Origin of the sequence: Salinimicrobium sp. 3283s, from assembly GCF_039602225.1 — a bacterium.
In the GTDB taxonomy this organism is placed as follows: domain Bacteria; phylum Bacteroidota; class Bacteroidia; order Flavobacteriales; family Flavobacteriaceae; genus Salinimicrobium; species Salinimicrobium profundisediminis.
The window spans coordinates 243,710-267,696 of the sequence record NZ_CP143631.1; the positions used below are offsets into that span (position 1 = coordinate 243,710).

General features: G+C 38.6%; 14 protein-coding genes, 1 pseudogene and 1 riboswitch. Of the genes and pseudogenes, 7 read left to right on the forward strand and 8 right to left on the reverse strand.

Annotation, left to right across the window (positions count from 1 at the left end):
* Nucleotides 1–32: 32 nt before the first annotated feature.
* The 5 genes from VS868_RS01095 to VS868_RS01115 all read right to left on the reverse strand — a co-directional run bounded on the left by VS868_RS01095 (nt 33) and on the right by VS868_RS01115 (nt 9,702).
* Entirely contained in the window at nt 33–1,349 is a 1,317-nt protein-coding gene (locus VS868_RS01095; RefSeq protein ID WP_345598913.1) for a RagB/SusD family nutrient uptake outer membrane protein, read from the reverse strand.
* Nucleotides 1,350–1,358: 9 nt separating this feature from the next.
* Complete coding sequence (locus VS868_RS01100; protein ID WP_345598914.1) at nt 1,359–4,652, reverse strand: SusC/RagA family TonB-linked outer membrane protein; 3,294 nt, start codon at nt 4,650–4,652, stop codon at nt 1,359–1,361.
* On the reverse strand, nt 4,653–7,202 hold the full coding sequence (locus VS868_RS01105; RefSeq protein ID WP_345598915.1) for a zinc-dependent metalloprotease: 2,550 nt from the start codon (nt 7,200–7,202) through the stop codon (nt 4,653–4,655).
* Between the two features lie 96 nt (nt 7,203–7,298).
* On the reverse strand, nt 7,299–8,930 hold the full coding sequence (locus VS868_RS01110) for a histidine kinase (protein ID WP_345598916.1): 1,632 nt from the start codon (nt 8,928–8,930) through the stop codon (nt 7,299–7,301).
* Nucleotide 8,931: 1 nt separating this feature from the next.
* A complete protein-coding gene (locus tag VS868_RS01115) occupies nt 8,932–9,702 on the reverse strand; it encodes a LytTR family DNA-binding domain-containing protein (protein WP_266069039.1) in 771 nt (256 codons plus the stop codon).
* 705 nt (nt 9,703–10,407) lie between these two features.
* Here VS868_RS01115 and VS868_RS01120 point away from each other — a divergent pair.
* From VS868_RS01120 to VS868_RS01140, 5 genes and pseudogenes are all read left to right on the forward strand, one after another.
* Nucleotides 10,408–12,633 (forward strand): TonB-dependent receptor, encoded by a 2,226-nt coding sequence (locus tag VS868_RS01120; protein WP_345598917.1) that lies wholly within the window; start codon nt 10,408–10,410, stop codon nt 12,631–12,633.
* Nucleotides 12,634–12,719: 86 nt separating this feature from the next.
* Nucleotides 12,720–12,935 (forward strand): annotated as a pseudogene (locus tag VS868_RS01125) (OmpA family protein); the annotation flags it as partial.
* Between the two features lie 602 nt (nt 12,936–13,537).
* Entirely contained in the window at nt 13,538–14,785 is a 1,248-nt protein-coding gene (locus VS868_RS01130; protein WP_345598918.1) for a Glu/Leu/Phe/Val dehydrogenase, read from the forward strand.
* Between the two features lie 11 nt (nt 14,786–14,796).
* Complete coding sequence (locus VS868_RS01135; protein WP_345598919.1) at nt 14,797–15,213, forward strand: GreA/GreB family elongation factor; 417 nt, start codon at nt 14,797–14,799, stop codon at nt 15,211–15,213.
* On the forward strand, nt 15,213–15,635 hold the full coding sequence (locus tag VS868_RS01140; protein WP_345598920.1) for a hypothetical protein: 423 nt from the start codon (nt 15,213–15,215) through the stop codon (nt 15,633–15,635). The genes VS868_RS01135 and VS868_RS01140 overlap by 1 nt, the downstream gene beginning before the upstream one ends.
* A 437-nt stretch (nt 15,636–16,072) precedes the next feature.
* On the opposite strand, the gene VS868_RS01145 is transcribed toward VS868_RS01140, so the two are convergent.
* Both VS868_RS01145 and VS868_RS01150 read right to left on the reverse strand, forming a co-directional pair.
* Nucleotides 16,073–17,398, reverse strand: a complete 1,326-nt coding sequence (locus tag VS868_RS01145) for a sigma-54 dependent transcriptional regulator (RefSeq protein WP_345598921.1) — start codon at nt 17,396–17,398, stop codon at nt 16,073–16,075.
* Nucleotides 17,399–17,401: 3 nt separating this feature from the next.
* A complete protein-coding gene (locus tag VS868_RS01150) occupies nt 17,402–18,499 on the reverse strand; it encodes a HAMP domain-containing sensor histidine kinase (RefSeq protein WP_345598922.1) in 1,098 nt (365 codons plus the stop codon).
* 473 nt (nt 18,500–18,972) lie between these two features.
* Nucleotides 18,973–19,099, forward strand: a riboswitch (adenosylcobalamin-variant (AdoCbl-variant) riboswitch).
* Between the two features lie 101 nt (nt 19,100–19,200).
* Between VS868_RS01150 and VS868_RS01155 the strand changes: the two genes are divergently transcribed.
* Nucleotides 19,201–20,175, forward strand: coding sequence for a ribonucleotide-diphosphate reductase subunit beta (locus VS868_RS01155; protein WP_266069047.1), 975 nt, complete (start codon nt 19,201–19,203; stop codon nt 20,173–20,175).
* A gap of 36 nt (nt 20,176–20,211) precedes the next feature.
* Complete coding sequence (locus tag VS868_RS01160) at nt 20,212–21,906, forward strand: ribonucleoside-diphosphate reductase subunit alpha (protein WP_266069048.1); 1,695 nt, start codon at nt 20,212–20,214, stop codon at nt 21,904–21,906.
* 909 nt (nt 21,907–22,815) lie between these two features.
* Here VS868_RS01160 and VS868_RS01165 read toward each other — a convergent pair.
* Complete coding sequence (locus VS868_RS01165) at nt 22,816–23,808, reverse strand: endonuclease/exonuclease/phosphatase family protein (protein ID WP_345598924.1); 993 nt, start codon at nt 23,806–23,808, stop codon at nt 22,816–22,818.
* Nucleotides 23,809–23,987 lie beyond the last annotated feature (179 nt).

Here is a 23,987-nt window from a genome sequence, read left to right on the forward strand (position 1 = left end):
CAAGATAACAACGGCTTTCAAGGGGTTAATTTTTATAAATCTGGATTGTTTATTACAGCATCTCTTGGAAAAGGAATTACATAGCGCTCATCATTTTTCTTTAAGGTATAGCTCTTCCCATCATATACTTTTGTAATCTCCGGTTGAGTAGTTCTTCGCAGATCATTCCAGCGATGGCCTTCTATGGCAAATTCTCTTCTACGTTCTTCTATTATTTCCGTAATTAACTCATCAGGGGTCAGGCCAGAAACTTTAAGGGTGTAGGCCTCAAAGCCTTCGGGAGTATATCGTTGTTTCACCAACGCCAGCAAAGCTTCTTTTGCTAAATCTGGTTTTTGTAACCGGGCAAGTGCTTCGGCACGTATAAGATACATCTCAGAAGTTCTGTAGCTTACTTTAAATCTGGTCTCTTCACGTTTATTAGAACGATAGCGACCGTCAGAATTCTTACTAAAATAGAGTTCAAATCGTAGATCCTCCTCCTGATTATAAATTGATAATAGTCCATCGGAAATAGATGCATTGTTTACAAGGTCAAAAGTAGCCACAGTTTCCAGTGCCAAAATAGATTCTACAGAATTATATTCTGAAGGCATGATGTTTACATCTGAATTTAGATCCTGCAGTTCTGAACCTATAGTCAACGCTGCATCGGCATAATCTATGGCCTTTTGCCACTCCTGCCTGTAAAGGTAAACACGTGCTTTAAAAGCATGTAAGGCCCACTGAGAAAACCTGTAATTCAATCCCGGCGTTTGTTGTTCAATATTAATTAGAGTTTCCGCCTCTTCCAGGTCACTTAAGATCAATCGATAAACTTCTTCAACAGTTTCTACAGGATAATCCACTTCTGTTTCATAAATAGTAGTTACTGGTACTCCAGCATCTGTAGCTGCTGTGGACGAATTGTAAGGTTTTGCATATAAATTCATGAGTTCAAAATATTGCATGGCCCTAAGGGCATAAGCTTCCCCTACCAACTGTTCAATAGCTTCCTGATTACCTTCTATGTTAGCCTGACTATTGATAATGTGATTGGTGTAAAAAATTATGTTATAAAAGCTGGCATAAGGATAAGCCTTCATCAGCGGACTTGGATTTAAATCATTCCAAATAAAAATATCTTCGTACTGTTCTACTCCCGTAGCTTGAGAAGATAATGCTAGCTCATCACTACGGAAGGAGGTGAGGACTTTACTTGAAGTTGTTATTGAATATGCCGAAGTTAGAAAACTTCTGTAATCCTCTACCGTAGTAGGTATCACCTGCCCCACCGGTTTTATATCAAGGTAATCATCACAGGAAAGACAGCTTAATACTGTGATAATGAGAAGTAATAGTTTTTTCATAGTTGCTGTTTAAAAGGAAAGATTAAAACCTGCAGAAATAATTCTGGGAATAGGCTGTGCATATAAACTTCCGAAGGTTTCCGGATCAAAATATCCGTCGTAGTCACTGCCTAGTACAAACAAATTGCGTCCTTCAATATTAAAATTCAAACCTGAAAGATGTAAATTTTTAAGGGTCGCTGTTGGTAATGCATAGCTCAGCCTGATACTACTTATGCGTATATATGAAATATCCTTTACCCAAATATCAAGATCCTTATACGTGTTACCTACATCATATGAGTTGTACCAACTGTAAACAAGGTCTGTGTCAAATCCAGGAGAGTTGAATCCTATAAGTGCAGGTAAATCACCTGTACCTGCTTTTAGTATTTCTGTACTATAGTTATTTCCAGGTTGTGCAATTGTAGGATAATAAGCCGGCTCAGTTTTTACAGTTTGTTTGATATTAAAATTACTCAACACCCTCAATTCAAACTGTTTGTATCGAAAAGTATTTCTAAATCCACCACTAAATTTCGGCATTTCGTCGCCCACGAATGAATATAGATTTCTATGCTCCTCACGTATTAACTGGCTTCCGTCGGTTCCCTCTTCCAAATTGTAAAAATCAACGGCAGTAATTTTTTTTCCGTTCCTCCAAAAAAGCGGTAAACCATTGCTATCAAGACCTGCCGTTTTAATTGCGAATACGGCACTTACACTACGTCCCTCCAGAGAGGGTTTAAAATTTTCATCTCTAATCTCAATTTTGTCAACAATACTCTTGTTGTGAGAGATATTAAAACCACTGGTCCATGAAAAGCTGGGAGTCACAATGTTGGTGGTATTGATAGCTAATTCAAACCCTCTGTTACTTACCGTGGCCCAGTTGGTATTAATAAAATTGTAACCAGATTCTAAAGGCACTGCTTTTAATCCTATTAAATCGGTACTTTTTCTGTAGTAATAATCACCTGTAAAATAGATCCTGTTATTGAATATCCCAACATCTACACCAAGGTTGGAGGTCGTCGTTTCTTCCCATCTCAAATCGGGGTTTGGTGCATTTAATGCTCTTATGATTTCTTCACTTAATCCTGGAAGGATGGAGGTATTGTCATATTCTCCCATTACAAAAGGTGAAGTAGATTTATCAATAATCCCCTGTACTCCGTAAGAAGCTCTTAATTTCAAATCGCTGATAAATTTAACATCGTACATGAAATTTTCATTATAAGCATTCCATGAACCCGCCACAGACCATATGGGCAAATACCTGTATTTTGGGTTGACCCCAAATAAATTTGATCCGTCGTATCTCAAACTTGAAAATAAGGTATACTTCTTATTATAAGTGTAAGAGGCAGTACCAAAAAACGAAGCATAAGCATTCTCATTAAATGTTTTCCCATAAGTGTCAAACAAAGAGTTGCTTAACGCACGCTCATCTGTAATGGGTATTGTAGTTAAGGTATTAGAGTTAAAACCAAAACCTTTTGTATGGATTTCCGTAGTTTTGTTTCTTCGGAATTCTGTTCCAAGCATCACATCCAGCTCATGCAGGTCACTAAAAAAAGTTTTGTAATTCCCTGTAGTTTTCCAGTTGTATTGAAAAACATCAGCATTCCAATTTTGAATGATTCCCCCTTGAGGCATATAGTAATCATCGCCATCGGGTGTATTATATTGGGATTTTTGTCTGTATTTTCTGGTAAAATAGCTGTTTGCTCCACTAAATTTTTCAGTCTGATTAAAGTCAAACTGTAAGCCCAATTGTGTATTGAAATGAATTTCTTCATTCAATTCGTAGTCACCATTGAAAATAGATTTCAATGAATTGGCAACCAATTCATAGTCGGTATTTTCCCTCTCCTCTAAAACATTATAATTGAGATTAAGATCAGATCTTTCCACCAGGTCTGGATCATAGACATAATCTCCATCTTCGTCTATCAGTTTCAAATAGGGATTAGCATTCCTCGCATAATACGAAGGATTCGTATAAGCATCTGCCCCCGTTATATAGGAAGAGGTTTTATTCTGACTTCCAAACAAGCTCACCCCAATGTTTAGTTTATCAGTTATTTGAAATTTATCTTTTAATGTAATATTATACCGCTTTTGCCCCGTACCTTTTGTTGTTCCTTTTTCATCGTAGAGTCCAACAGAAAAATAATAATTGTTCGTATCATTACCTCCCGAAATATTTAAGCTATACTGCTGGTTAATAGCTATTTGATACAGTTCATCTTCCCACCTGGTATTAATATTTCTCAATTCATTTATGGCATCTTGAGCTCCTGAAGAAATCCCCGAAAACCCCTCTTTCTGAAATAGGGTATATTCTCCATATTTGTTTAGAATTCGTGCCACTTGTCCTCTGTCTTGCTGATATTTCAAATCTGAACGACCTGCCAGGTACAATTCAAAATCTACTTTTTGCGAAGAACTCATTAAGTTTAATTTACTTAAATCAGGTTTTTGGGTTACAAATACATTGGCATTTGTATTGATGCGCATGCTTCCTTTTTTACCGCTTTTACTTGTAATGACAATGACTCCGTTAGCAGCCCTTGCTCCATATATGGAAGTAGCCGAGGCATCTTTTAAGACGGTTATACTTTCTATGTCATCTGGATTAAGACCCGCAATAGGATAGGACTGAAGGTTATCAATGTTATCTTTATCTCTATAATCCTGCGGAATATCACTGCCTTCTAAAGGGATACCATCTAAAACCCATAGTGGGTCTGAAGAACCGTTTAAAGTGGCTGTTCCTCGAATAGAAACTTTTGAAGGAGCTCCCGGTGCCCCACTAGTGGGCTGCACAAGCACCCCCGACAACTGTCCCTTTAAAAGCTGGTCTACAGTGGCCACCCCTGCCTGTTGAATTTCAGAAACATCTATTTTACCATAAGCAGAAGTTACTTTACGCTTTTCTATTTTTTGGTAGCCTGTGATCATAATCTCCTCCAGACTCTCTGAACTCTCTTTTAATTTAATAATCAAATTTTTAGCAGGGTTGGTAACGTCAACATTTTGAGTTTCAAATCCCATAAATGAGACTAGAATATATTGAGTGTCGTTTGCGACTTTAAATTCAAAATTGCCGTCAAAATCTGTAGTAGTTCCTAACATTGCACCTTCCAACACCCCTTCTTCCCGAGTCTGGTTTCCTACCAGGGATGAAGAAATATAAACTGATGCTCCCAAAACTGGCATGTTTGTAGATGCCTCTACTACTTTGCCTTTCACTATCTTCTGATGCTGAGCAGTAAGTATAGAAGGAATAAGAATCAACAGGTAAATTAATTTATTCATTTAGTTATTAAGATTATATTCAATTCTGGATATAAGGTCTCTATAGTGCGCCTTAGTCTCGCGATCTCCTCTATTTTTCCGTTTGTTTAGAAGATCAAGAACATCTTCCAGTGCCGCCCGTTTGGTAGTAGCTATATCCGAAACCCTTGGTAAATAAGAGAAGTGGATATTTTTAAAGTACGAATCACTTTCAGCGACGGTTTTTTCTTTCGTTTTTTCCAGTAATTTATTTCTATCTACAGTAAGTACGTCGACATAATTTTTTTGAGAAATCCGGTCAAACATGTCCAATGATTCCCCTTTTTTTGTTTTTTTGAAAATCGCATCAAACAGTGTATCAAATAGATATTGCTCCCTAAAAACGTCTTGATTATCTTTTTCCAGAACCTCGTTCTCAGCAATCCTCATCAGTCGTTCAGTCTTTACCAGTTTATAAATAACATTGGTTTGGTAAATTCGAAACATAGATACTGGTGAATAGTAGCGTTCGCCATCAGGAGCATCTCTTACAGCAAACACCTTATCAATAGTTTCCGGAGTAAAAAGCCACCTTTGAGGCTCCACGGCATTCTTGATCAGATAATCCAGTGCGCTTTTCTGCATCGCTGCAGGAACAGGCTCATAAGTATCTTTACCATCCCCGTACACTGTATTGTTAATATAAACCCCACCTATATTGGCCATCACATGATTATTATACAATTCCCACTGGTCTATCAAAGCTTTGTATAATTTCGCTGCCTTATAGTAATCCTGTCCTTCTTCTTCTGTCCATTCCAATATATTTGGCATGATCCGCTTGAGGTTTTTTAGCCCGTATTCGCTTGCTTTTACTGCGTTATCTCCTAAATCTTCACTTTGTGATCTTGGATCCACGATTGAACCACTCTGTTGAGGGCCATAAAAATAGTCAGGATCATCCTCATGCTCCCTAATCCACTTATTTAATTCAGGTAATTCCTGGTGAGCGTTTTCAGCATCAAGCCAACGATATCCCCAGTTTATGGCATATTTATCATACACTCCAATCTTTGGGGTAATGTCCACCACACTGTCTTCGGGCTGGGCGACATAATTGAACCTCGCATAATCCATTATGGATGGAGCTGTACCTCCCATTCGAGAAGTGAAATTTTTAGATCTTAAAGCGTCTACAGGATAACTGAAGGAAGCCCCCATATTATGTTTAAGACCAAACGTATGACCAACTTCGTGTGAGGAAACAAACCTAATAGCATCTCCCATATGCTCATCTGAAAATGTATTTGCTCTGGCCTTAGGATCTATAGGACCTGTCTGCACACGTATCCATGAATGCAATCCTTTCATCAAATTGTGCCACCAAATAATATCTGATTCGAGAATTTGACCGCTCCTGGGGTCAACAACTGAAGGCCCCATGGCATTTTGCTTTTCTGATGCTGCGTATGTAATAACAGAATACCTCACGTCATCCACATCAAAATTCTCATCCTCTTCTAAAGGCACCTTTACCTCTACCGCATTTTTGAAACCAGCCGATTCAAAAGCAGTGTTCCAGTCATACACCCCCTGCATGATATATGGCACCCATTGATGTGGAGTGGACGGATCTATATAATATACAATGGGCTCCCTTGGCTCTACAAGAATCCCTCGTTTGTATTTTTCTACATCCTCAGGCTTAGGCTCCAGCTTCCATCGCGTGATTAATCCTCTGGATTCTACTTCGTGCTGATTATCTGAAAAATAATCCATTGGCGTGGTAAAATACCCAATCCGTTTATCAGAAAAACGTGGCGTCATCACTTCAGAAGGCAATAAGACAATATTTGTAGTGACTCCAATAGATAACGGTAAATCGGGGCCTCCCCCCTCACTTACTGAAGTAGTATAAAGGGATTTTACCACAATATTCTCCGGAAAAGGTTTCACCTCTTCTAAAAGAGACAAGTTGGTTTTTATACTCCCTCCTAACCCGGTATTGGCAAGAATGTCGCTGAAGCTTTTTTCTTTCCCGTTAAAAACTTTATTTACTTTAATAAAAACAGAAGTAGAGTCTGTATTTTTTGCTTCAATTTCAAATTCTTCAATAATTGACTCTCCAAAATTAGCATTAACAGAACGTGTTATTGCATCAGCTACAGGAGACTTCACGCGCGGATTTAGAGTTTTGACCCAAACCTTATTAAGCACAGTATCTTTATAAAACCGTACAAGCTTTGTTTCAAAAGTCATCCCTTTATTTAATCCATGACCATTCAATTCATAGGGAACACTTGAAACTTTGTTAACGATTAATAAATCCCGGGCCATCAAAGAATCCGGTATCTCAAAAAAATAATCTTTCTTAATATTATAGACGTTGAAAAGCCCTTTCTTAACATTACCATTCTTCAGAAACTGCTGATAGGATAACTCCCCTCCATCATCGCTTGTGGAGTCTTTTTCTTTTGTGGTGTGCTCACCTGTATTCTCATCTCCCTGCGCAAAAACCGCAAAATTACTCAAACAAAAAATTACTAAGATCACAAATGATCTATTCCTTACTGTAGACAAGGGGTTCCCCATAAATATTTAACATTAAAACGTTAAATATCCATGTATTGAAGTGTTAGTAAAAATCAAATGGAGTGAACTCAATAAAAAGTGGAGTGAATTATTAAATTAAGACAATAAAGGAAGTATGCATTTAAATTTGCCATCGATTATTTCGGTTTTGAACCTACTTTCCTGATGATGTAAATAAATATTCTTCAAGTATGTTAACCCCAGCTTGTGACTATCCTTATCGTTAAATTTCCTCGGAGTATAATTGTTAAGCACCTCAATAACTTCCTGATGTATTATAATTTCAATAATAAGGGGATTCGACTTTGTAAATTCATTGTGTTTAATGGCATTTTCCACCATGGTTTCCAAAGATAAAAAAGGAATTTTCCTGAAAAACACCAGCTCATCACCTTTATTTATAATTTCAACCTTTAAGCTATTCTTAAACCGGATTTCCTGTAAAAACACATATTGCTTTAGAAAATAAAGTTCTTTTTTTACTGTAGTAAGATTTCCCTCCCGGTTTTCTAATAGATACCGGTATACTTCTGCCAGTTTCAAAACAAACTCCTGAGACAATTCCGGTTTTGACTCTATTAACACATGTAAAGAATTTAAGCTGTTAAATAAAAAATGGGGATTCATTTTCTTCTTTAACTGGTTTAATTGCAAAACTGCATTTTCCTTCTGATATTTTTCATTAGTATTTACTAATCGCTCTTTCTCTTCCAGGACTTTAAGATTATCAACATACTCCTCTTTTAATTGAATCCTCGAAATCATTAATAGCAATATAAAAGTTAGAAAAGCTACCAGACTAATCCAGGAAAAATATTCCTGTATATTTTGAGTGGTTTCCTTCAAATTAATTTCTACAGGAAAACTTTCCACAATAATTAAAGCAGATTTCCCAATGTTTATCTGATCAAAATAACGCACCACTTCTAAACCAAGAAATTCAGAGGTAGCAGTATCTTTCAGCACATCTCCTGAAGCAGATTCTATTGATTTACGAAATGAAGGATCTTTACTGCTTAAAACATCATCAATAGATACAGCCCCAAAGAATCCATCTAATCTTTTGCCTATAAATTCTGGTTCAGGATGTAAAAGGCATACTCCTTCTTGATTGGTTACAACTGTATAACCACTGTCTCCTTTATATTTTTCAGAAAAGTATTTCCAGAAATTAAGCAAATCGATATCATACCCCACTACAATAGCTGTATCTTGATCAATTTTCTTAAAATAAAATTTCCTATTAATTACTCTTTGCGGGGTTGATATAATAGTATCAAAAAAGGTGTTATCTTCAAAGGAGTTCAAGTGCTTTGAAAAGTCTTTTAAATCTGGTTCTTTCAAAGTTTCAGAGCGATGAATTTTTTGAATTTCCCCTAATGTAACTGCATAAATAAAACTGTTGGATATAACCTCTGTAGATCTGGCCAGTTCTGTAATAAATAGTAGATTTTCTTTAATCCTTTCAAACGGAAGATCGGTAGAATCATTAATTACTTTTTCTGAATATTCCAAAAAGCTATCAAGTCTGTTAAACTCAAATGCAACAATATTTTTTTTTGTTTCTAAATTTTCCCGAAGAATTTCCTCCAGTAATTTTTCCGCTACCAGGGTGATGTTTGGGGTTATTAGAGCACTGGTAGCAAAGAATCCAGCAATGACTAGAACGCTTAAATAAAAAAATTTCCGGTGCTTTCTAAACCCCTGTAGAAGATTGGTTGACATCATATTAATGGTTTAACCATTCCTTGAAAACCTGCACATTTTTAGAACTAATTAAAACAGGTTCATTATTCCCAGGGGAAGGCTGAAGGTTAACTTTTAATCTATTCTGACTGTAGCGTATTATAGACTGTATGGCATTAAGGCGAACAATGAATTTTCTGTTAACTTTAAAAAAATCCTTTTCTGACAATTTCTCATCTAGATTCGAAATTGTATCCTCATATAAATAAATTTCACCAGCCCTGGTAAACAAAAAAAGCGTTTTATTCTCGGCCATAAAGTAAGCTATTTCTTCACTGGAAATGGAAATAAATTCTTCACCTCTGGATACCAGAAACCTCGTTTTGTTTGGATTAACTTCTGGGGAAGCTTTTAATCGAATTATTAATTTTTCTAAATCCTGAGACCTCTTAAAGGATGAATTAGTATAACTCATATACTTTTCAATTGCAGTAGTGAGTTTGGCCTTATCATAAGGCTTCAGCAAATAATCAACTGCATAATACTGAAAAGACTGTATGGCATAATGATCAAACGCAGTTGTAAAAATAATAGGAGTATCAATTTTTAAAGCTTCAAATATTTCAAAACTTTCCCCATCTCCTAAATGAATATCACTAAAAATTAATTCACAGGTATTTTTACTAAACCATTCAATGGCCTGCTTCACACTTTCAAGACGTTTTTTTATAACTAAGTCGGGTCTTATTTTGAGTAATAAACCTATTAAAGATTCAGCGGCCAAATCTTCATCTTCTATAATAACAATATCCATTATTTATTTTTTTATAGGTCTTATAATGTTCTTTACCTTACTTACGGGCATTAATTATTTCTAACCTTCAAAAATTAAAGTTCCTCCCATTTGTTAGGGCAACTTGGCTGCTAAATTAAGTTCTATTTTCCATTTGTTATGCAGCTTTTCTTTGTTGTTTGAGTATCTGACAATTAGGTATTGCATTGTTTATCCCCTCACACCCCCTTTCGGTGATTGTAAAAAATAAATTATTGATGGAGTTTCCAGTAAAGATCTACCATCGCCACAAAAAACATAATCCTTTCCGCATGGGGATTTAGGCAATGTAAATAGGCCAAATTGGGTTGGGCCGTTCTACTTTTTAAAGGGCATAATAAATAGAGATAAACCTTGTGATCTTTTTTTCGTCTGGAAGTATGTTTTTTGGGCATAGTGTCTCTTTAGCCCATAATGTAGGGACAATCGTTCAATCCGTTTTTTATTGATCTTAATACCTTGCTCAGGGTCAATGTCATTTAAAGAAGAACCTCTCAGAAGCTTGTAGAAGTTTTCTAGATCTTCTCCAATAATAAGTAGATCATGTTTTCTAAACATATATTATTTAACACACTGACCTATAAATATCTAACTAATTTTATAAAAAATTTCTTTCAGTTTGCTAGCATTTTACTGTTTGTACTACAAAGAATGTGTTAAAATTGCAGCTTCAAAAATACCAGTTGCATGTACCTTTCTACCCCCTACAAAATTCTTTTACTTTTACTTGTTATCTTCAGTTTTATATCGGTTAAAGCCCAAACCATAACGGGAACTGTAATTAACCATAAAAAATCTCCTGTTTCAGATGCATATATCTATAACCTGAACAATGAAAATCACGCCCATACTTCTTCACTAGGACAATTTTCATTGCAGGCCAAAGCCGGGGATTCTATTAGGGTGAGCCATATGGGTTACAAAACCCTCACATTTATAGCCCATACAGGTAAAAATAATATTGAGATGCAGGAAAAGCTCAACCTCATCAATGAAGTCGTCCTCACCCCCAGACTTAATTCTCTGGAGGTCTTCAGCAAAGTAAATATCAACATTAATCCGGTTACTTCCTCCCAGGATCTACTTCGAAAAGTTCCGGGTTTGATCATTGGGCAACATGCAGGTGGTGGAAAAGCCGAACAAATCTTCCTTCGGGGTTTTGATATTGATCACGGAACAGATATTAGTATTGGAGTAGACGGAAAGCCGGTAAACCTCGTCTCCCATGCTCACGGCCAGGGTTATAGCGATTTACACTTCCTTATTCCTGAAACAATTGAAGGAGTTGCCTTTGGAAAAGGGCCTTACAATGCTGAAAAAGGCAATTTTGCAACTGCAGGTTTTGTTTCCTTTAAAACCAAAGACAGGCTTGAGAACAGCCTGATTAAAGCCGAAGCAGGACAATTTAATTCACAAAGGCTGTTGGGAATGTTCAGCGTGCTTAATAAGCAAAACCACAGCCTTTATCTTGCGTCAGAATATCTGGCAACAGACGGCCCTTTTGAGAGTCCGCAGCACTTTAACCGCATCAACCTCATGGCAAAATATGCCGCAAAAGTTGGGGCAAACAGTTCTCTAAAAGCCAGTATTTCAAATTTTTACAGTACATGGGATGCCTCGGGGCAAATTCTTGTAAGGGCGGTAGAAAGTGGCATGATCTCCAGGTTTGGCGCTATAGATGACACCGAGGGAGGCGAAACTTCACGCACCAACCTTATTGTAGAGTACGATCATCAAGTAGATGAAAAATCTTTTGTTAAGAATAATATTTACTATTCAAAATATGATTTTCTGTTGTTCTCAAACTTCACTTTCTTTCTTGAAGACCCCAAATTTGGTGACCAGATAAAACAGCAGGAAACAAGGACCATGATGGGATTAAATTCTGAATACAACAACCGGTTTAATTTTAAAAAATGGTACGGTGACCTGCAGGCGGGAATTAGTTTACGAAATGACCAAAGCGAAGAGAACGAATTGTCGCACACCTACCAGCGCCTTTCCACCCTCTCCAACTTTAGCCTGGGCGATATTAACGAGACCAATCTTGCCGCTTATATTAATGCTGAATTGCACCTCGGAAAATGGACTATCAACCCCGGAATTAGGATTGATCATTTTAATTTTAAATACTATGATCGTCTCGCTCCCAAATATGCAACGCTTTCTGAAGAAAAGAGCATTATTAGCCCAAAACTCAACTTTCTTTATAACGCCAAAAACAATTTACAGCTCTACCTGAAGGCAGGTAAAGGTTTTCATTCTAATGACACCAGGGTGGTTGTGCGAAAAGCTTCAGAAAATATTTTACCGGCAGCTTACGGCAGCGACCTGGGAATGATTTGGAAACCGGTTCCAAGAATGATGATAAATACAGCTTTTTGGTACCTTTTTCTCGAACAGGAATTCGTTTATGTAGGTGATGCCGGTATCGTGGAGCCCAGCGGCAAAACAGAACGTAAAGGAATAGACTTTAGCCTGCAGTACCAGCCCCTAAACTGGCTGTACGGGAACCTTGATGCCACTTACACCGTTGCCCGCAGCCTGGATGTTCCCGGCGACAATAACTACATTCCCCTGGCACCAGATTTCACCCTTACAGGTGGCCTTAATGTAGACTTACCTTCGGGGATTAACACCGGAATTTCCATGCGGCACCTCTCGTCGCGCCCTGCCAATGAAGACAACAGCATAGTGGCCGAAGGTTACACGGTTTTTGACTTCAATCTGGGATATAAGTTCCAAAAATGGCATTTTGGAGTGAATATTCAGAACCTCTTTGATACTGAATGGAATGAAACCCAATTCGCAACAGAATCCCGGCTTTCTTTTGAAACAGAACCTGTTAAAGAAATCCATTTTACCCCGGGAACACCATTTTTCTTGAGAGGAATCATCAATTATACCTTTTAGTAGCTCAAAACTGAAGTTATGATAGCCCCCTTTTTTATAAGGGCTGAAAAAGAAAACTACTTTGACAATGAAAATCCCATACAGACAGCAGAGGAGCGGCTTCCTATAATATGCAGCTGTCAAAACAAAGGGCCAGGGCTTCGGCTGACTACCTGCTCAAAAAAGGCATTTCTCCCGACCGACTTTCTTATGAGGGACTGGGTAAAACCCTTCCTCTTAACAAATGTGTTGATGGCAGCACCTGTCCCGAAGATCTTCATCAAAATAACCGAAGAAGTGAATTTATCCTTGTCGATTTTTAATGAGAAAACCCGCGCTATCCACCAAATAATGGTTTTTAGAAAATCCCTAAGTAAAAACAGATAGTGTAAAGAAAAACAGGCCTTTTTTTACATAAAGGAGGCTCAAAAATGTCATTTTTGAGCCTCCTTTATGTTTATCTTTTCCCTACCCCACTTTCAGGTAACTCCTTCAGTATTTCCAAAAAATACTCCACTGCATGGGAAGTAGCACCTCTAAAATGCCCTTTTTGACACTGGTACAATTCTCCCCGTCCGGGTAATTCCTCCCCACTCTACCCTTTGCTTATTTCAGTTTCAAACATCACCAATATATTGATTTACAGCACACTATAAATAACATCTTCAGTAATTATTGAAGAAGGCACGGGCTTTGTCTTCAAGGATGCAAAACAAATTTTGAACTACTATGCTAATTGAAAAAACAATGATCAATTCTAAAACAATGGAAGTCAATAATAGCTTACCCCAGGAAATTCTTAAGGGGCTCTGTTTTAATTGTGATCATAGAACTCACTGCACCTGGAAAGAAACAAGAAAACAAAATTGTGAACACTTTGAATAATAAAAATATGATTACTGCTAACAAGAATAATAAACAGAGCATGTTTAAGACTGTACAAAACCAGTTTAATAAAACTGCCGACTTAATTGATCTCAACCCAAACATCCGTAAGATCCTCGCTATTACCAACAACGAACTCATCGTGCATTTTCCTGTGAAGATGGATAACGGGAAGGTGGAAATCTTTACAGGTTACAGAGTTCAGCATAACAATGCGCTGGGCCCGTACAAAGGCGGATTGCGTTACCACCCTACTGTAGATGTTGATGCCGCAAAAGCCCTGGCCATGTGGATGACCTGGAAAACTTCTTTGGCTGGTTTGCCATATGGAGGTGCTAAAGGTGGGATACAAATAGACCCGCGAAACTACAGCTTATCTGAGCTGGAGCGCATTACCCGAAGGTTCACTTATGCATTGGGCGAAAATATTGGGCCCGAGCATGATATCCCTGCGCCCGATGTCAATACCAATGCCCAGACTATGGCATGGATTGCCGACACTTACATGTCAACAAAATCTACGTCAGAGAGATCTCAGAATCAGCACGTGGTTACCGGGAAACCTGTAGGCTCAGGTGGGCTCGAAGGTCGCGACAGGGCTACAGGCTTTGGCGTGTTCTTGTGTATCAAATTATACTTTGAGGCACGTGGTGAAACTCTTGAAGGCAAAACTTTTACCGTTCAGGGCTTTGGAAACGTTGGTTACTGGGCCTCTCATTTCTTAGTTAAGGAAGGTGCTAAACTCGTGTCGGTACAGGATGCACATGCTACCTTATTCAACTCTGAAGGCATTGATGTTGAAAGTTTATTTGAACACTCCAAACCCAGAAAAGGCTCTATAGAAGGATTTTCTGAAGCCAAAGAAATTGATCCTGAAGAGTTCTTCGGGTTAGCTTGTGACATATTGATCCCCGCAGCTTTGGGCAACCAGATTACTGAAGATAACGCCTATAAGATTCAGGCGAAATTAATTGCAGAAGGCGCCAATGGCCCTACCAATGATGAAGGTGAAAGCATTCTTCTGGAAAGGGGAATTCCTATTATTCCCGACATCTTATGTAACTCGGGAGGAGTAATAGGAAGTTACTTTGAATGGTTACAAAACCGAAATGGCGAATTGTGGCAACTGGACGAAGTGATGGAAAAACTCGAGAAGAAAATCACCCAGGTGTTTAAAAATGTTGCTGCCGAAGTTGATCAACGCCAGGTAGATTGGCGTACTGCAGCCTACATCATTGCTATAGCCCGAATTGAAATGGCTTATGTACAACGCGGAATTTTCCCATAAATGAGACAGCTATGAAATACACGCAAATAATAATCGAAAAAAAAGAATTTGAGCTTTTAAGAAACCTGATATCAACAGAATCATATTATAAAGACAAGACCTACAAGTCTTCTCTTCATAAACTGAAAAAGGAACTGGAAGATGTAAAGATCTTACCAGATAACAAGATGCCCGGCGATGTTATACGTATCAACTCTAATGTAACTATTGAGACCCCGTGGAATGTACAGAGAACCTACCAGATTGTAGTTCCTGAACAAAGTGACATCAGGAACAATAAGATTTCTATTCTCGCCCCCATGGGCCTGGCCCTGTTTGGTTATGCCCAGGGAGATGAAGTGGAATGGGAATTCCCCATGGGCATTAAAACAATAAAAATACTGGAAGTAGAACAGTTAAACACAACATTTAAACTGGAAGCGCTGTAATGAATGAAATGAAGAACCACTATAGAGACGAAGAAATATTGAAGCTCAATATGAGTTCAGAATTAAAGCTGTGGCAGGAAAACATCAGCTTTATGGAGCAGGAAATCGGTTTTTATTTAAGGCTACTCCAAAAGAGTTCGTTCTTTAAAACTGAAAAAAATGTAGAAGATTTGAAGTTCCTGGTAAAGCAACTGCAGGAGATTCATGAAATGAACAGCCTCAATTCTAAAATATTGAGAGATTATAAACTAAAAGCAGAGAATATTCGGGAATGTGATGACGTGCAGTGTGAAAATCAATATGTTCAGGAACACCTGCATGTAAAGAATTCATTTCAGAAGCATTTAAAAAGGTCTCAGATAGTTAAAGGTTTTGTATTTAAATACATACTCGAAAACATGCAGGAGGTTCAACATTCCTGAGGCAATTCTTCTGAAATTTTTTCAGAAAAAATCAGCTTTTAAACAAGTCACTTAATCATGAAAAACAGGTCTGCAAAAATTAAAATCATCTTTCTGCTTTAAAGCGCCTTTTTTAAAATGGAATCATCCAAACCTATGGATGTATTTCCATGAAAAAGGTGCACCCCGGCAAAAAGATGTATAATTTTTAAACCAGGATCATGAAAAAAGGAAATTTAAAACCTTCAACAATAGATTTAAAAGCTAAAAAGCAGGAAAAAATTCAGAAGAAACTCGAGGACAAAAAAATGAAAAAAAGAAAGTCGAGAGTTTAGAAGTTTAATTAGTTTGTTTGAAGGGTCTGCCGCTGGCAGACCCTTTTATTTTGCTGAAAGCACTATTCAGATATATATATTTTTCTCAACATCAAAAAAACTACCCCTTCAAAAATGCCATTTTTACTTCAGCTTTTGCCGAAGGGTTTTGCGATCGATTTGAAGGATTTCTGCAGCCTTTGTCTTGTTGTTGTCTACCGAAGCCAGTACCCGCTGAATGTGTTCTCTCTCAACTTCCCTTAAAGATTTATGCACATCACTTTCAGCAGAAGGTTCGGCTAATTTTATATGCTTCGGAATTTCCTGTACGTCTATATTCTTATCACACAGGATTATTGCCCGCTGCACCACATTTTCCAGCTCCCTGATGTTGCCGGGCCAGGAATATCTCGTGAGCAACTCCATCGCCTTATCTGTAATGGTGACGAAGGGTTTTTTATATTCAACCCCATACTTTTTGATGAAATTATGGACTAAAGGAAATATATCTTCTTTCCTTTCCCTAAGCGGTGGCGTGAGAATATTCACCACGTTTAAACGGTAATAAAGGTCTTGCCTAAAAGTGCCTTTTTCAACCATCTGGTAAAGGTCGCTGTTGGTTGCCGCGATGATACGCAACTCTATTTTCTCTGACTTCTGCGCTCCAATCCTTCTAACTTCCTTTTCCTGTAAAACCCTTAAAAGGCTGGTTTGTACATTTGCAGGTGCCGTTCCTATTTCGTCCAAAAAAATAGTTCCGCCTGCCGCTGCCTGGAAGAATCCCTGCCGGGAATCTCCTGCCCCGGTAAAAGCGCCTTTTACATACCCGAATAATTCCGATTCCAGTAAATTTTCAGGAATAGCACCACAGTTCACAGCTATAAAAGGATTGCCTGCATAAGCGCCTTTGTAATGAATGGCACGTGCCACCAGCTCCTTGCCTGTTCCACTTTCACCCTGTATAAGTATGGTTGCCCTGTTGTTCTTTACCCGCTCAACAACATCGATCATTTCCTCAAAACTTTCCGAAGAGCCTATCATCCCGGCGTAAGCATTGGTAACGGGTTTATCTTTTTTATGATCAAAAATGTCACTTCTCTTTTCCTGAAGACTTTTCTCAATGGCCAGTTTAAGTTCGGCCTGGGTAAAAGGTTTTACCAGGTAATCTAAAGCCCCCGATTGTATAGCCGATATTGCCCCGTCTACTGATGGGAATCCTGTAATGACCAGTTTTGGTATCTCCGGGTAATGTTCATCGGCATATTTTATGAGCTCAATGCCGTTCACGCCGGGCATTTGCAAATCGGTAATTAAAAGGTCTATTGGTGACGACTTTAAAATCTCTATAGCTTCTTTTACAGATATCGCCCGGTAAGTGTGAAAGTGAAGTGCACTGAGGTTGCGATGAATTAACTCGAGCATATCATAATCATCGTCAACTATTAAAACGTTCTCTTTATGAAGTGCCATAAGTTAATTTCTAAGAGGTATACTAATTTGAAAAACTGTTCCCTGGGGCTTATTATCAAAAGCAACAATATTACCTTTATGACTTCTAATGATACCATGTACCACACTTAACCCCAGCCCCGAGCCATCTCCAATAGGTTTAGTGGTAAAAAAAGGTTCAAAGATCTTTGATTTCAACTCTTCCTTAATGCCCGGGCCCTCGTCTGCAATCTCTATAAAAAAGCTGGTGCCATCGCGGTAGAGCTTCACTTCTATAGCCGAACCTTTTGGAGAAAAATACAGGGCATTGATAAGGAGGTTAAAGAGTACCTGCGTTAGCTGAATCGGGTCCAGCTGTGCCTCAATCCTCTTGTCTAACACTCTAAAATGGCATTCTACACCTGCTTTTCTAAAATTCGGTTTCAAAAGCGAAAGCGCCTGTGCAATTATAGGCTGAATTCTAATGATCTTCATTTCCTGCGGAATTTCACAGGCAAAGAACATTAGTTTTTTCACTACCTCCCGCGAGTAAATGGCTCCTTTAATGATCTTGCCAATATCCTTTTTTGTCTGCTCATTTTCGGCCCTGTCTTTTATGAGTTCGGCAAAACCCAAAATGTTACCCAAAGGCGTGTTGAGCTCGTGGGCAATCCCTGCAGTGATCTCCCCAAGAATCGCTAACCTGTCATTGCGGTGTACGGTGCGCCTTAACAGCTCTTCCTGCTCTTTTTGCTTTATTTTCTCATAAAAAGATCCTATTTCCTGCGCCGCTTTTTCGAGTAGTTTCTGTTCTTCAGGCAGAAAAGACAGCAGGCTGAATTCAGGATCGGGATAATAGATCTTTATACTGCCCTTAATTTCATTGAAGGTATAAATTGGCGCCTGTTGCACCACGTTTTTCTTCGGAATTTCCCCGGTGCTATGTTCAAACCCGTTTAACTTCAGTTCTACAATGGCATTTTCGGGGAACCTCCAGGCCTGTTTTAGTACTTCTGAAATTTTTTGAAGCGTAGCTGCAATCTCTCCTGTATGATCTCTAATGATAGAAGATATTTCATACAAACAGCTGAGCTCTTTAATTCTCTCCTGAAGTTCTATTTTGGTTGAAATTGTGCCGGGCATCCTGAAAAAATTAAAGAGGAATGAATTACCAAATATAAAACATTTATACCGAGAAAAGGGGCTTGAAAGCAGTGCCTTCCCTCCCATTCCGCACTCAGTTTTTTGCTGATCATACTGATGACTATATCATAATTAGTTTTTGTCAATTCTGCTGCTGAAAACGAGGGGTTGAAAAAATTATTCCCTCTTTGCTGAAGTAAAAGACACTTACTTTTTATTAATGCACCTTCAGTAGTAACCGAAGTTTTCCACTTCCTGCAACGCCAAAAATTTCCGAAGATATCGGTATCCAAAAATGACATTTTTGACACCTCTTTCCGAAGCATTATAAAATGAAAAACTTAGAAACACCGTTGTCGCTGACTCTTTAGTTCAACCTGAATTTTTGCCTTTGTGAAAAACTGTGTTGATAAGTAAACGCAGCACAAAATGATTGCTGCTTCTTTCTTTCTAATTTTACATTGAATAATTGATCTGATATTTTCAGGAGGGGAATCATGTGAAAATCATGAGCTGTTGCGCAACTGTCAATAATCGTTAGGTTATAAGCCAGAGTACCTTTTTCAGATCGATGACTTTGCTTTCGCATAAAAAGTAATTGTCGTGGAATTCTACAGATTGGCCCTGCTTTATTTCCTGGCCCTTATCTTCTCTTCCATTGGTTATTTTTTAGGCTTTTGTTTAATCAAAATGAATAGATTATGAGCATTTTTGAAAAGAGAATAAACTACAAACCTTTTGAATATCCCGGAGTTCTGGATTTTACCGATGCCATAAACAAGGCATTTTGGGTACATTCTGAAGTTGACTTTACAGCCGATGTACAGGATTTTCACTCCTATCTTTCAGACGGTGAAAAAGATGTGGTAAGAAAGAGTTTACTTGCTATTGCACAAATTGAAGTTGCTGTAAAATCATTTTGGGGCGACCTTTACAAGCATTTGCCAAAACCGGAATTTAACGGTCTGGGCAGTACTTTTGCCGAATGTGAATTCAGGCACTCTCAGGCGTATTCAAGGCTTCTCGAGGTTTTGGGCTACAGCAATGAATTTGCAAATGTCATTGAAGTACCGGCAATCAAAAACCGAATTAACTACCTGTCTGAAGCTTTGGAACACACCAAAGCAAAAGATCCAAAAGATTATATTTCTTCCCTCATCCTGTTTTCAATATTAATTGAAAATGTCTCTCTTTTCAGCCAGTTTGCTATCGTTTTGTCTTTTAACCGCTTTAAAGGCGTGATGAAGAACATCAGCAATATTATAGCGTGGACTTCGGTTGATGAGCAAATACACGCAAATGCCGGCATGTACATCATCAATCAAATCCGTGAAGAATTTCCCGATTATTTTGATGAGGAATTGATTCAGAATTTAACCAGCACCGTAAAGAAATCTATAGAAGTTGAAGGTGAGATCCTGGACTGGATCTTTGAAAATGGCAAACTGGAGAATATCGATAAAAAGAACCTCATGGATTTTATGAAGTTCCGCGTAGATGACAGCTTAAAAAGCATTGGTATGTCTAAGATCTACAACGTGAGCGCAGCAGATTATCAACCCATGCTGTGGTTTGAGGAAGAAGTTTTTGCCAACAGTCTTGATGATTTCTTTGCAAGACGCCCGGTAGATTACACCAAGCACGATAAAAGTATTACCGCAGCCGACCTTTTTTAATTAAGCCTGAATTCCCGAATTAAACCTGAAATCCCCATGACAACTAATGTACAAGCCCAGCCTTTAATTGGCGATGAAACTACGAACGAAAGACTTTGGTGGCTAAACGACGAGAGCCAGCAGATCCTTAACCGCGGCTATCTGCTGAAGGGTGAAACTGTGAAATCGGCCATTGAACGTATTGCCAATGCTGCAGCCAGGCGCCTGTACAAACCCGAATTAGCCGAAGCATTTATTGAAATGATCGAGCGCGGCTGGATGAGTTTAAGTTCTCCCATTTGGGCAAATATGGGCACCGAACGCGGCTTGCCTATTTCCTGCTTTAACGTGTACGTGCCCGACAATATTGAAGGCATCACCCACAAGCTTGGCGAGGTGATCATGCAAACCAAGATTGGCGGCGGAACCTCGGGGTATTTTGGGGAATTGCGTGGCCGTGGAAGTGCTGTGACCGACAATGGAAAAAGCAGCGGCGCCACCAGTTTCATGAAGCTTTTTGATACGGCTATGGACACCATTTCGCAGGGTGGCGTACGTCGTGGCGCTTTTGCTGCCTATCTTGACATTGACCACCCCGATATTAAGGAATTCCTGGAGATCAAGAATATTGGTAACCCTATCCAGAATTTGTTCAACGGGGTGTGTGTGCCCGATTACTGGATGCAGGAAATGATTGATGGCGACATGGAAAAACGGGAGATCTGGGCGAAAGTTTTGGAAAGCCGCCAGCAAAAAGGATTGCCATATATTCTGTTCAAAGACAACGTGAACAGGTTTAAGCCGCAGGTTTACAAAGACAACAACCTCACGATACACTCCAGTAACTTATGTTCTGAAATTGCTTTGCCTTCTACTGAAGATGAATCTTTCATCTGCTGTCTCTCTTCTATGAATTTGGAATTGTATGATGAGTGGAAAGACACTGAAGCGGTTAAAATGGCAGTTTATTTTCTTGATGGGGTGCTACAGGAATTCATAGCAAAGACCGAAGGTAATCACTACCTGGCTGCAGCAAACCGTTTTGCAAAGAATCACCGGGCGCTTGGTTTGGGTGCGATGGGCTGGCATTCCTATTTGCAAAAGAACAGGATCCCTTTTGAAGGCATGCGTGCAAAAGGCTTAACTCATAAGATCTTTGAAGACATAAGCACAAAAGCGACCAAAGCAAGTAAAGAGCTGGCAACGATCTACGGCGAGCCCGAAATCCTCAAGGGCTACGGACTCAGAAATACCACCTTAATGGCCATTGCGCCAACCACATCATCTTCAGCAATTTTGGGGCAAACCTCACCGGGAATTGAACCTTTTAGCAGTAACTATTTTAAAGCGGGGCTTGCAAAAGGGAATTTTATGCGGAAGAATAAGTACCTGAAAGAGCTACTTCAGGAAAAAAATCTGGATAATGAAGATACCTGGAGAAGCATCATGCTACACCACGGCAGCGTGCAGCACCTGGATAGTTTAAGCCAGGAAGAAAAAGACATTTTTAAGACCTTTAAAGAGATAAGCCAGTTAGAGATCATCCAGCAGGCATCTGTACGCCAGAAGTTCATTGATCAGGCACAGAGCTTAAACCTAAACATCCCTGCAGGGCTTCCGGTAAGAGAGGTGAACAAGCTACTGATAGAAGCCTGGAAGCTCGGCGTAAAAACATTGTACTACCAAAGAAGCCAAAGCGTTTCAAAAGAATTTGTTTCAAATATTGTGAGCTGCTCGAGTTGTGAAGCTTAATAATTTGCAGAAAAATACCTTCTGAAAATGCCATTTTTGGAAGGTATTTAAAAGCTGGATCTAAGCTTTGATGTTTAAAATTTGGTGCTGGAATTTGGGATTTTTCCTTCATCTTCAAATCTTCAAATTCTCAAATTCTCAAATCAACAAATCTTCAAATCTTCAAATCTTTAAATCTTTAAATCTTTAAATTATCTCATTTTCAAATCATTTTTTGATTTCAAAAAAACATTATACAATATTCAATATACCTTATTCAATAAAAAAACGTCTCCCGACTAATTTCTCGCAAAGGCCGCTAAGCTAAGCGCAAAGAGCGCAAAAATCTCTGCTAATTGCTAATTGAAAACATTGGAATTTGGTGTTTGTAATTTGGAATTTATATTCCTTTTCATCTTCAAATCTTCAAATCTTCAAATCTTCAAATCTTCAAATCAACAGATCTTCAAATTAACTTTGGAATTTGGTGCTTGGTGCTTGAAATTTATTGACTTAACCATTATACAATATTCATTATACCTTATTCAATAAAAAATTGCCACAGATACACAGATAATTTTTACTCTCCACTCCTTCTCATCTTCAAATCTTCTAATTCTCTCATCTTCAAATTAACTTTGGAATTTAGTGAATGGAATCAAAGCCCTCTCAGGAATCCTTTTTAATTATCCATTATACCTTATTCAATAAAAAAACGTCTGCCGACTAATTTCTCACAAACCCCAAAAAGTTCTAGCGCAAAGAGTCCAAAAATCTCTCCTAATTGCTAATTGAAAAGCATTGGAATTTGGAATTTTGTGCTTGAAATTTTGGAATTTATATTCCTTCTCATCTTCAAATCTTCAAATTATCTCATTTTCAAATCATTTTTTGATTTCAAAAGAACATTATACCTTATTCAATAATGGATCAGGGTAAAACGAATTCCGCGTAAACAGGAAAATGATCAGAGCCTACTTTTCCGAGGGTTTTGAGATCGGCAAGTTGAAATTCTTTGGTGACATAAAAATGATCCAGCGGCCACCTCATGATCATGGAATTTGCGTCAAAACTGTTGTACAGCCCCCGGCCAATCCGCACGTTATTTAGCTCTCCCGATTTTCCGAAGAGCCTGGCAGTTTTAGACCAGGAGACATCGTTAAAATCTCCTGCTACCAGAGAAGGAATGTTTTCACCGGCTACAAAATCTCCCACTTTGAGAAGGGCAACCTCGGCTTCCCCAACATTATCGGGATATTTGTCGCTGGGCATAGGCGCCACCGGATGCACGGCGTGAAGCATAAATTCTTTTCCTGATTCCAGCTGAACCCGCGTATGAAATGAGGGCACATTTTTATGTTTCAGATATTTTATTTGTTTTTGTTTTAGAGGCAGCTTCGAATACAGTGCCATCCCATAGGCCTCATCATTTGGCTGCTCCATAACATAAGGATAATCCTGTTTGAGGACCTCCAGTTCATCCAGCCACCACTGATTCACTTCCATAGCCAGGAAAATATCGGGATCGGCCTCTTTAACAGCTTCTATCACCTTAGCAGCTTCCCGGTTGGTCATCAAAACATTGGAGAGCAACAGGCTAACAGAATTCTCTTCTGAATAATTTTCGGCTGCATCAGGCACAGTTTTATTCCCGAACCAGTAAGGATAGATGCGGATAGATTGAATGAAAATAGAAGCCAATAAACCAGCGACGAGCAGTATGGAAGGCCACTTCCACTTTTTGTTGAGTCCGCCAACGAGAATGAGGCATAAAGTTGCGAGGATCAAATACTGCAATCGCGGAAAATCCAGGAGTTTCGAGTACCAGTACGGCAAATCGTGAATAAGGGACAGCAGGCTCGCCAGGATCACAAGACTGCTTACAAACACGATAAAATAAAAGAAGACTTTTCTAAAGCTCATGGTTGGTTAAATGCGATTGATCTCATTAAGTTAGTGAAAATTGCGAAAACAACCTGTATTTTCCTGAACAGATACTGACTTGTCTTTATCTATTACCTCCCCCATTTAGGAACGTGCTACCTGACTAAAACTCCTTCAGGAATTTATTCAACCTACACATTATACAATATACAATTAAA

Bases quoted from the DNA above. Each gene is read 5' to 3' on its own strand.
- VS868_RS01115 (WP_266069039.1), bottom strand. From the start codon at position 9,702: ATGGATATTGTTATTATAGAAGATGAAGATTTGGCCGCTGAATCTTTA.
- VS868_RS01130 (WP_345598918.1), top strand. From the start codon at position 13,538: ATGTTTAAGACTGTACAAAACCAGTTTAATAAAACTGCCGACTTAATT.
- VS868_RS01100 (WP_345598914.1), bottom strand. From the start codon at position 4,652: ATGAATAAATTAATTTACCTGTTGATTCTTATTCCTTCTATACTTACT.
- VS868_RS01105 (WP_345598915.1), bottom strand. From the start codon at position 7,202: ATGGGGAACCCCTTGTCTACAGTAAGGAATAGATCATTTGTGATCTTA.
- VS868_RS01160 (WP_266069048.1), top strand. From the start codon at position 20,212: ATGACAACTAATGTACAAGCCCAGCCTTTAATTGGCGATGAAACTACG.
- VS868_RS01155 (WP_266069047.1), top strand. From the start codon at position 19,201: ATGAGCATTTTTGAAAAGAGAATAAACTACAAACCTTTTGAATATCCC.
- VS868_RS01165 (WP_345598924.1), bottom strand. From the start codon at position 23,808: ATGAGCTTTAGAAAAGTCTTCTTTTATTTTATCGTGTTTGTAAGCAGT.
- VS868_RS01095 (WP_345598913.1), bottom strand. From the start codon at position 1,349: ATGAAAAAACTATTACTTCTCATTATCACAGTATTAAGCTGTCTTTCC.
- VS868_RS01145 (WP_345598921.1), bottom strand. From the start codon at position 17,398: ATGGCACTTCATAAAGAGAACGTTTTAATAGTTGACGATGATTATGAT.
- VS868_RS01135 (WP_345598919.1), top strand. From the start codon at position 14,797: ATGAAATACACGCAAATAATAATCGAAAAAAAAGAATTTGAGCTTTTA.
- VS868_RS01150 (WP_345598922.1), bottom strand. From the start codon at position 18,499: ATGCCCGGCACAATTTCAACCAAAATAGAACTTCAGGAGAGAATTAAA.
- VS868_RS01110 (WP_345598916.1), bottom strand. From the start codon at position 8,930: ATGATGTCAACCAATCTTCTACAGGGGTTTAGAAAGCACCGGAAATTT.
- VS868_RS01140 (WP_345598920.1), top strand. From the start codon at position 15,213: ATGAATGAAATGAAGAACCACTATAGAGACGAAGAAATATTGAAGCTC.
- VS868_RS01120 (WP_345598917.1), top strand. From the start codon at position 10,408: ATGTACCTTTCTACCCCCTACAAAATTCTTTTACTTTTACTTGTTATC.